Source organism: Calothrix rhizosoleniae SC01 (assembly GCF_900185595.1).
Lineage (GTDB): Bacteria > Cyanobacteriota > Cyanobacteriia > Cyanobacteriales > Nostocaceae > Calothrix_A > Calothrix_A rhizosoleniae.
Genome location: NZ_FYBH01000004.1, coordinates 1 through 9,278, shown reverse-complemented (window position 1 = coordinate 9,278; position 9,278 = coordinate 1). Strand labels below are relative to the sequence as shown.

Here is a 9,278-nt window from a genome sequence, read left to right as displayed (position 1 = left end):
ACTGTTGTTACCCCTGATTGAAAACAGTCCCTAACTTTCTCTATGAAAGGGAATGGGGACAATCAATCTTCATCTTCTTCGTCGTCATTAGTTGCTTTGTCATTAGCTGCTTTGCCCACGGAATTAGCCGAAACCACAGCCCCCATTTCCAACTTTTCTCGCACTAACTGTTTTATTTGTTCAGCAACTTCTGAGTTCTCTTCCAAATATTTAATTGCATTATCTCTACCTTGAGAAATGTTATCACCGTTATAACTATACCAAGCTCCTTTACGGGTAATAATCTTGGTTTCTTCCGCTAAATCCACCACACAACCCAGAGTAGAAACCCCTTTACCGAAAATAATATCAAATTCAGCAATCCTAAAAGGTGGAGCAACTTTATTTTTTGCTACTTTGACCTTGACACGGATACCAAAATCCTCTGTACCTTTTTTTAATGTTTGAATGCGGCGAATATCTAAACGCACGGAAGAATAATACTTTAACGCATTACCACCAGTTGTAGTTTCTGGGTTGCCGTAGCTAATGCCAATTTTTTGACGTAACTGGTTGATAAACATGACTGTGCAACCAGACTTACCAATATTACCAGTAATTTTACGTAAAGCTTGGCTCATTAACCTGGCTTGTAGTCCTACATGAGCATCACCCATATCCCCTTCTATCTCAGCACGGGGAACCAAAGCTGCGACAGAGTCTATAACCACAATATCCACCGCAGCAGAGCGAACGAGCTGATCTACTATTTCTAAAGCTGCTTCCCCAGTATCTGGTTGGGAAACCAGTAAATTTTCAATATCAACCCCTAAAACCTCAGCATAGGCTGGATCAAGAGCATGTTCTGCGTCTACATAGGCGGCAATTCCGCCCTTTTTTTGGATTTCAGCAACCGCATGTAAAGCTACTGTGGTTTTACCAGAACTTTCAGGACCATAAATTTCAATGACCCTGCCTTTAGGTAAACCGCCACCTAAAGCTAGATCCAGGGTCAGTGCTCCACTGGAAATAGTCTCTATTTTCATTCGGGTAGCATCGCCCAGACGCATGATTGTACCCTTACCAAAGGTACGCTCAATCTGGTTGAGTACCATATTGAGTGCTTTTTGTTTGCCAGCATTATCAGTGGTGTTAACAGCCATTCCTACCTCTATGTATACGGAATCTAGAGTATCAATTCAGTAATCATCAATTCTGTGGGAGGTGTGGGGAGTGATAAGCTTTTTGCTTTCTCTCTGTTCCCTGTCCTCCCTATCTTCCTCATCTTCCCCATCTTCTCCCTCTCACCTAACCTCAGGGATTTTAGCATTCCTGAATCGGTGTTCTAGAGTGTGTTGGGTTAGTAATCTAAATAGAACAGATATACTATTTTAGCCAGAAATTGCTGGCACATAACTCCAATATCAAAAATTTTGACAAGATTCTAACGCTTACCCATAAAGAATTAAATACCCTCACATTGAATGAAAAACACTTTTACATTAAAAAATTGAGTTTTTCAAGGGCTATTTCCCCTAAATACTGACTGCTGCTTGGGTTAGATATTTATAATCTAAAGTAGAACGGCGTAAAAAAACCGAAGTATGTAGCGGAAAGTAAAGTTGCCCCAAAATCTCGTCCCTTCTGACTTTTAAGCAGGTAGCAGAAGGCAAAGAACAGGAGGGAAAAAAGATTCTACTTAGGTAATTGGCAGTGAAAATTTTTTTATCGGGACTGCCTCCTGCCTTGTTTGTCATAACGACAATTTTCAACATCCACCTACTTATTAATTAACGCTGAGCATAATACTCTCTAAGGTTCGGAGTAGTTCTTGTTCGTTATAAGGTTTAGAGAAGTAGGCTTGAGCACCCAACTGCATTGCTAATTGTCGATGCTTTTCACTACTACGAGATGTCAACATGGCAACTGGTATCTTTTTCAGTTCTTGATTAGCTTTGACACGACCTAAAAACCCATAACCATCCACACGGGGCATTTCAATATCACAAATAACTGCTTGTACCCTTAAACCGCTTTCCAGCTTTTCCAGAGCATCTTGTCCATCTTTGGCTTGTTCTACTTGATATCCCCCTTTTTCTAAGGTGAGAGCTAAAAAACGGCGCACATTAATTGAATCATCAATAATGAGAATGCTACCTTTGTTTTTTCTCGATATTTCTACTGGTTGATTATGAGTTGGTGCTAGGAATACGCTTTTTAACCTTGCCGATGGTAGTTGATGCTCTTTGGCAGTAGCCTTGTGATTCGCAATCCAATATAATAGCTCATTAATATTTACCAACGGTACAACCCGACCATCACCGAGAATAGTACAATTACTGAAACTTTTGGGTAGAGGAATGTGACCTTCTACATTACGAATTGCAACTTCCTGTTCTCCCCAACAGCGTTCTACAACTACTGCTAGTAATTGATTTCCACTGTTGACAATCAGTACACTATTAGCATTAATTGCTGCTGGTGTTTCCAATTCATAGTGATCATAACGGGGACAATTAAATTCAAAATATTGCCCTAATCTAATTAATGGCAACATACTACCTTTGTAGTTGAGCATTTCCCTGTTTGCCATAGGGAATATTAACTCACTTTGGAGTAAAAACATTTCTTCCACCACATCGGTAGGAAATGCTAATAACATCCGGTTGGTTTCCACGAGTAATACTTTGGCAACGGAAAGGGTAAATGGTACTAGTAGATTAAATGTAGTTCCACGCCCTAATTCTGTATCGACTTTGATGTCTCCCCGCACTTGTTTGAGGTTGTTGCGGACTACATCCATACCCACTCCCCGTCCAGATAGTGCTGTGACTTGCTCACAGGTGCTAAATCCTGGTTCAAAAATTAGAGATAATAACTCTTCATCGCTGGCATTATGAATGAGATTATGATCCAAACCCATAGCAATTGCTCGGTTGCGAATTTTATCTAGGGAAACACCTTGCCCATCATCGCTAACTTTGATCACAATGCGATTATTCTGCTGTGATGCTTGAATGGTAATTAATCCCTGGTCCGGTTTACGACGACTACGGCGAATATCTGGTGTTTCAATCCCATGATCAAAAGCATTACGCAATAGGTGCATGAGGGGGTCTGTTAATGCTTCTAGGATGTTGCGTTCAATTAGGGTATTAGCTCCTTCTACCTTGAGTTGGACGTTTTTGCCATACTCTACACTTAAGTCCCGTAAAGCCCTAGGGAAACGATCAACTAGGTCGGATAGGGGTCGCATTCTCAGCCTTGTGAGCTTACTCTGTAGCTGTTTTGATGTTTTGTTGAATTTGCGAGCAATTTTATCAGTATCATCTAGGCTGACTTGCAAATCTGTTGATACTTCCTGTACCTGAACGATGGTTTCCATGACATCCTGGGACAGTAAACTTAACTCGCTATAGCGATCCATCTCTAAGGCATCAAATCCCACATTAACGGCTTGCAAGGGTTGATTATTGGCAAATGCTAATTGAGGAGAATGAAGTTCACTATTGGTAGCGATCACTGGGGATGAAAAATTGCTAGGTTGGGAATGATGGGTGGCTATTTTGTCATATCCGGTACGTAATTTTTGATTTTCTCGTTCCAAAGTTTGTACTCTCTGGGACAGATTACCAATTAATTTACGCAGTCTTTCTAGTTGTAAGTTCAACCCATTGCGCTGGATAATTATTTCTCCAAATAAATCATTAATTCCCTGTAATTCTTTACTGGGAACTCTCACGGTATTTTCCCCTAGTTCACTGCGATGACTAGCTGCAACGGGGTCAGTTTTGGGCTCCAAGGATTGGTGATCTGTATGAATCAATTCCTGGGGATTGGGGGTTGGTGCTGCTGATTCTTCTAGTATATTTTCATTGGCAAAAGCTGCTTCCAATGCCTGGAAATTAGTTGTCAAAATATCATCTTCTACCAAGTTTTCATCAGATACTTCTGTGGGCTGGGAAGGTGATGAAGATTGATCAGGGAGATTCGTGGATGCTGAAGCAATATCATCCAAGGAAATTTGTCTGGGTAAATTATCCAATTGATTGGTTAATACCAGAGCTTGCGATCGCCTCCAGGCATTTAGGGCTGCTTGAGCAATTTTTGCGACATTTTCTGATGTACTGGTTTCTAAATGACTAACAACTGATTGACAAAGTTCGGTAAATGCCTGCAACAGCAACATTTCCCCTAAACCACCCAATTCCATTGCCATTGTACTGACTTCTTCTTGTAAGTTGGATTGAGAAGTATCTGTCAATATTGCTTCTAAACGCTGTAAACTTCCTTCTACTTCTGTTTCAAACAAAAGAGGAATAATGTCCTGCCCTTCTTCTGGTGAGAGGATAGTTGTAGCATTTTCCGGGGTGGGATCACCCAAGTGATTGTGTAATTTTGTAAATACTGGGTAACAATTACTTTCTAACCACTGCTCATCAATAATATTGCCTTCTGAATGTAAATCCACTATCTGACGCAACCAATCAACTCCAGAGAGTAGTAAGCTTTGCAATTCAGTATCTAAATGCAAAGATTTTTTCTGAGTTTTTAAAACCTTAAAACAGTCTTCCAAACGGTGAGATAAGTTCGATAGTTCACGAAATCCCATCATTCCTGCTCCACCTTTGATTGAGTGAGCAGCTCGCAGGGCAGCATTAATTTTTTCTAATTCAATCCGTTTGCTGGAGTTGATTTCTAATAATACGCTTTCCAGGGTATTCAGATAATCCGTTGCTTCCTCCAGGAACTGCATCTGAATTTCTAATTCTTTATCTTTTGACATGGTATTTATCCTTGTTTAAGAGTCATTAGTTTTGAACAAAAACAAAAAAACTGACCGGAAGAAGCAAGGGGAAAAAGGTGCAGAGGGCAGGGGGAATGCCATTTTTCCCTTGCTGTGGAGCGTAGCGAAACAAGGTTTCAAGCCCTCTGAAGTTGCTCTTGATGAGGAAACCCACAAAACCACACTTCTCTCCAAATTTATTCATGGAAGCTCCCCTGCTCCCCTGCCTCTTTGTGACAACTAACAACTAACTTACTCGGAAGGTACCAACAGTCGCTTGTAACTGTTGAGAAATCTCCACAGTTTGTTGCAAAGAAGCAGAAACTTGACGGGAAGATTCACTACTTCCCTGGGAAATCGAAGCGATTTCTCTCATCAATTGACTGACAGTTTGAGCCGTTTGTACCTGAGATGTGGTGGCAGCAGAAACTGACTGTACAAGGGAATCAATTTGGCGAGATACTGCAAAAATTTGATATAAACTCTGTTTGGTACTATCAACAATTTGTGTACCTTCTACTACTTGGGTAACACCTAATTCCATAGCCTGTACCAAGTCACTGGTTTCTTGTTGAATGTTTTCCACAATTTTTGCTATCTCTTGAGTAGCAGCACCGGATCGAGTTGCTAATATTCCTACTTCTTCTGCAACTACTGCAAACCCTTCTCCTTCTTCCCCTGCACGAGCTGCTTCAATCCCAGCATTAATCGCTAATAAATGGGTCTGCATGGCGATTTCATTAATTAAAGAAACAACATGGGTAATTTGCTGGGTAGATTCTCCCAAACGCTTGACTTTCTTCCCTGTATCACCCATTGTTTCTCTCAAGGAAAGGATATTTTGTACAGTCAATTCCATCGCTTGTCCACTTTCCTGAGTCGTGGTAGCAGCTTGATTTGCCACTGCGGCAGCTTCTTGAGCACTGGATTCCAGAGTGATCATGGAATCATTCATTTGGTCTACTGCATCTAATACATGATTGATTTCCGTAGTTTGAGTCAGTGCTGACTCTGCTAGTTGGCGAGTGGCTGTTTCACTAGTTTCCAAGGAATTGTTTACCTGAGTGGCTGTTTCTTGAACTTGAGTCACAATTAAACGCAAACTTTCGATAATTGAATTAAAAAAGTCAGCTACAGTACCTATTTCTCCGGATGTGATTTCAGCTCGTACTCTTAAGTCACCACTAGCAACACCTTCTACATCATTTAGTAAATCTAAAATTTGAAGTTGTAGTTGCTCTTTTTGTTGCTGTTCTTTTTCTCTTGCTTGTTCTAACTCTTCTAAAACGTTGGCTTGTTCTAATGCATAGCCAACTTGAGTGACTAGCTGTTTAAATAAGTCTATTTCTTTTTGTTGCCAATTATGGGGAGCTTGGCAATGATGGACAATCATTAATCCGACCAACTCTCCACGATTCATAATTGGAGCAATCAAGTTAGCTTTAACTGCATACTTCTCCAACATTTCTATGTAGCACTGAGCATTAGTCATGGTCAGCTCTTTGTAAATGTCAGATATTGCTTTTACCTGTACCTTACCATCCTGATCACTTTGCTCATGACGTTCTCGCAAACAAGGATCGTCTATTTCTTCTCCCAGAATCGAGGAGCAGTCTGCTGCTAATGATTCGGCAATGACTTTGCCATGGCAATTTTCTGGATTGAATTGATAGATAATTGTGCGATCGGCATTTAATGCATAACGAATTTGCTCGACAGATGTAGTAAAAATATCTTGTTTTTCGAGAGTTTCTCTAGTTAGGAAGGTGACATCTGCAAGTGACTTTTCACTGGTGGAATCTAATTTTTTTTCTGTTAATAGCAGCTGCAATTGTTCTGCCATCTGGTTAATACTGTGACCTAAAACACCCAATTCATCCTGGCGATTGATGTGTAAACGGGTATTAAAATCTCCTTGACCAATTTTTGTCACTGCTGTTGTGGCTTGAAGAATTGGTTGCGTAATCCTACGTGCTAACCAAGCTGCGATCGCTACTACAATTAATACTGTTAATCCCGTAGCAATGGCAATGGTTAACAGTAATTCTCTTGAGGATGCAAAGGTATTATTTTTATTGGTGGCAGTTAGTACTTTCCATTGCGAATTCGGTAAATCTGTCAAGGTAGGTACAGGCACATAGTTAACTAATTCTGCTGCATGATTTTGATTATCTACAACAAAATTACTCTTTTGTTGCCCATTTTTTAATAGTTTATATTTGGCTGTAATTTTTTTACCAATATCTTGGTTTTTCGAACTCAATAAAATACTTCCTAAACTATCAACTACATGGTAATTTTGCTCTACTCCACTCAGTGTATATTTTTTCAGGATTGGTTCAATTAGCTTAATTGGCATCCTAGCTCTGATAATGGCATTAGTTTCCCCCGTATCAGGATTTTTGATTGGTGCCACTATGTACACACTTTTCTTACCTGAACTCTGGGATGCCATTACGGGAGTAATATATGGAAGATTTGTTTCCTTGACTTTTTGGAAGTAAGAACGATCTTGATTATTTGCCAGGGTATCACCTGTAGATTGGACAATCCTATCTCCATTCAGGTCAAAAATTGCAATGCTGTCATACACCTGATGGACTGCGATAAATTTATCTAGGATCTCCTGTTTTGTTTGTCCATTTATATCATTCCAGCTACTGCGATTTAGTATAGGCAGACTTACCAAAATCTCAATATCTCGATAACGTTCCGAGATAAAAAGTTTAACTTTATCTGCAAATTCTGTGGCTGCTGCTTGATTTTGGGATACCTTCTGTGTAAAAGAATCAGTGACTAATTTATTTGCCAAAAATCCCACACCCAAAATAGGCAAAGTACTAATAGCGATCGCAAAAATAATTGCTTTTGTTTGTAAACCAATCTTTTTATAAATTTTAATTAGCCGATTCTGATTACTACTATCATTTATATTTTGATGAGATATCGTTGGAGAAACATGAGTATTTTTTAATAAAGATGAATCTTGTGATTGATTTTTGAGCTTATTGCTCTGTACATCATCTGTTTGATTGAACATAAATTATTATCCTATGTGTATATGAATAAGCTACTACAGCATATTTTTCATGAATACAATTTAATCAATCTGAAGTAGAGAAGATTGCACAATTGCTGGAGCATCTAGTACTAACAATGTTTCTTGCCCCTGAACAACACAGCCTCTTAAATAGGGAACTAAACTAGTTGCTACTTGCCCTATGGGAGAGCGAATATCATCAGGCATAAATTTAATAGTACCTTTGACATTATGTACAACTAAACCCAACAACATTGATTCAACTTTAATCACGATGATATTAAATTGTCGGCTCCGATAATGAGTAGATTCTAAATTGAGAATCATAGGTAAATCAACAGCCCAGATAATGCGGCTTCGCCAACTCATTAAACCCATAATAAAAGCTGGCATATTCGGCATAGGAGTTATGATTTCTCCCGGTACAACAATTGCTTCTTGAGTATGTTTGACAGATAATATAACAGAGGTTAATGGATTCAGGTAAAAATTAAGATAAGCCTCTCCCTGAGTTTTGCTATTGTTGTGTAAAATTTGAGAACTATTCATAGGTTTTAGAAGTAAAGAATATTGTTCAAATCAATCTCGGAATCACTCATAAATAGATTTTAATTAATTTGTGACATGATAATTTTTGCTAGCAATTAGTCAAAATACATCAACTCATTATAATTAGATATGTGAATCAGAACAGGCAAAAAATAAGTACACATTACAAAAATTATTGGCTAGCTACCAAATGTTTAAATACTATTTTCAATAAATCTGCTTGGTTAAATGGTTTAGTTAAATAGCCTGATGAACGAACCATTTTTGCTTTTGCCTTATCTAAAAATCCTGTTCTTCCAGTCACCATAATAATAGGAGTATTCTTAAATGTCGAATGTCTCCGGAGTAAAGAGCATAACTCATAACCATCTAAATTTGGCATTTCCACATCAAGCAGAATGAGATCCGGTTTACTACGTAGAATTTGTATTAAAGCTTTGACTGGATCATTAATTGTAACTACAGAGAATTCACTTTCATCCAAAAAGCTTTTGATAGACTGCAATATAGTAGGACTATCATCGATACAGGCAATAGTATAGAGATGGTCAATCGATGAATTTAAATTTGAATTTTGCTCATACTTGGAATGTTCAAAATTGTTTTGGGGTAACGGTGAGATAAATTGTTCTTGTGGAGGAGAAAAACTATGATTCCGCAATACTGTAACAGAATCATCAATTACATTTGTAGAGTGAATATTTTGTTGAAATTTTAATTTGTTTTGGCAATGTTCCACTAATAGCCGCATTTCTAATCGACAAAACTTAGGTAATCCATCTAATGAGGATTCCGGAGTAAAATCATATTTAGCTTCCTTTAAAGTCAAAAACGACTCTAGAGCTTCTTTTGCTAATTCATCTATCAAAATCGCTGCTTCAGTTGTATTAATATAATCTTGTTCTACTAAATGGCAAATTACAC

The 9,278-nt window shown here is 38.5% G+C and carries 6 protein-coding genes; 1 reads left to right on the top strand and 5 read right to left on the bottom strand.

From position 1 onward, the window contains the following. Nucleotides 1–62: 62 nt before the first annotated feature. Nucleotides 63–1,142 carry a recombinase RecA gene (gene recA, locus CALSC_RS00210; RefSeq protein ID WP_088239432.1) on the bottom strand — a complete coding sequence of 360 codons (1,080 nt, stop codon included), beginning with the start codon at nucleotides 1,140–1,142 and terminating at the stop codon, nucleotides 63–65. A gap of 623 nt (nucleotides 1,143–1,765) precedes the next feature. Then, entirely contained in the window at nucleotides 1,766–4,765 is a 3,000-nt protein-coding gene (locus tag CALSC_RS00200) for a hybrid sensor histidine kinase/response regulator (protein ID WP_088239430.1), read from the bottom strand. Nucleotides 4,766–4,796: 31 nt separating this feature from the next. On the opposite strand from CALSC_RS00200, the gene CALSC_RS00195 reads away from it, so the two are divergent. Further along, nucleotides 4,797–5,009 carry a hypothetical protein gene (locus CALSC_RS00195; protein WP_088239429.1) on the top strand — a complete coding sequence of 71 codons (213 nt, stop codon included), beginning with the start codon at nucleotides 4,797–4,799 and terminating at the stop codon, nucleotides 5,007–5,009. Between the two features lie 3 nt (nucleotides 5,010–5,012). Here CALSC_RS00195 and CALSC_RS00190 read toward each other — a convergent pair whose 3' ends face one another. The 3 genes from CALSC_RS00190 to CALSC_RS00180 form a co-directional block, all read right to left on the bottom strand. Beyond that, nucleotides 5,013–7,805 (bottom strand): methyl-accepting chemotaxis protein, encoded by a 2,793-nt coding sequence (locus CALSC_RS00190; RefSeq protein ID WP_088239428.1) that lies wholly within the window; start codon nucleotides 7,803–7,805, stop codon nucleotides 5,013–5,015. Between the two features lie 60 nt (nucleotides 7,806–7,865). Beyond that, entirely contained in the window at nucleotides 7,866–8,354 is a 489-nt protein-coding gene (locus tag CALSC_RS00185; protein ID WP_088239427.1) for a chemotaxis protein CheW, read from the bottom strand. A gap of 172 nt (nucleotides 8,355–8,526) precedes the next feature. Next, a partial coding sequence (locus tag CALSC_RS00180; RefSeq protein ID WP_143288101.1) for a response regulator occupies nucleotides 8,527–9,278 on the bottom strand: 752 nt, incomplete at its 5' end.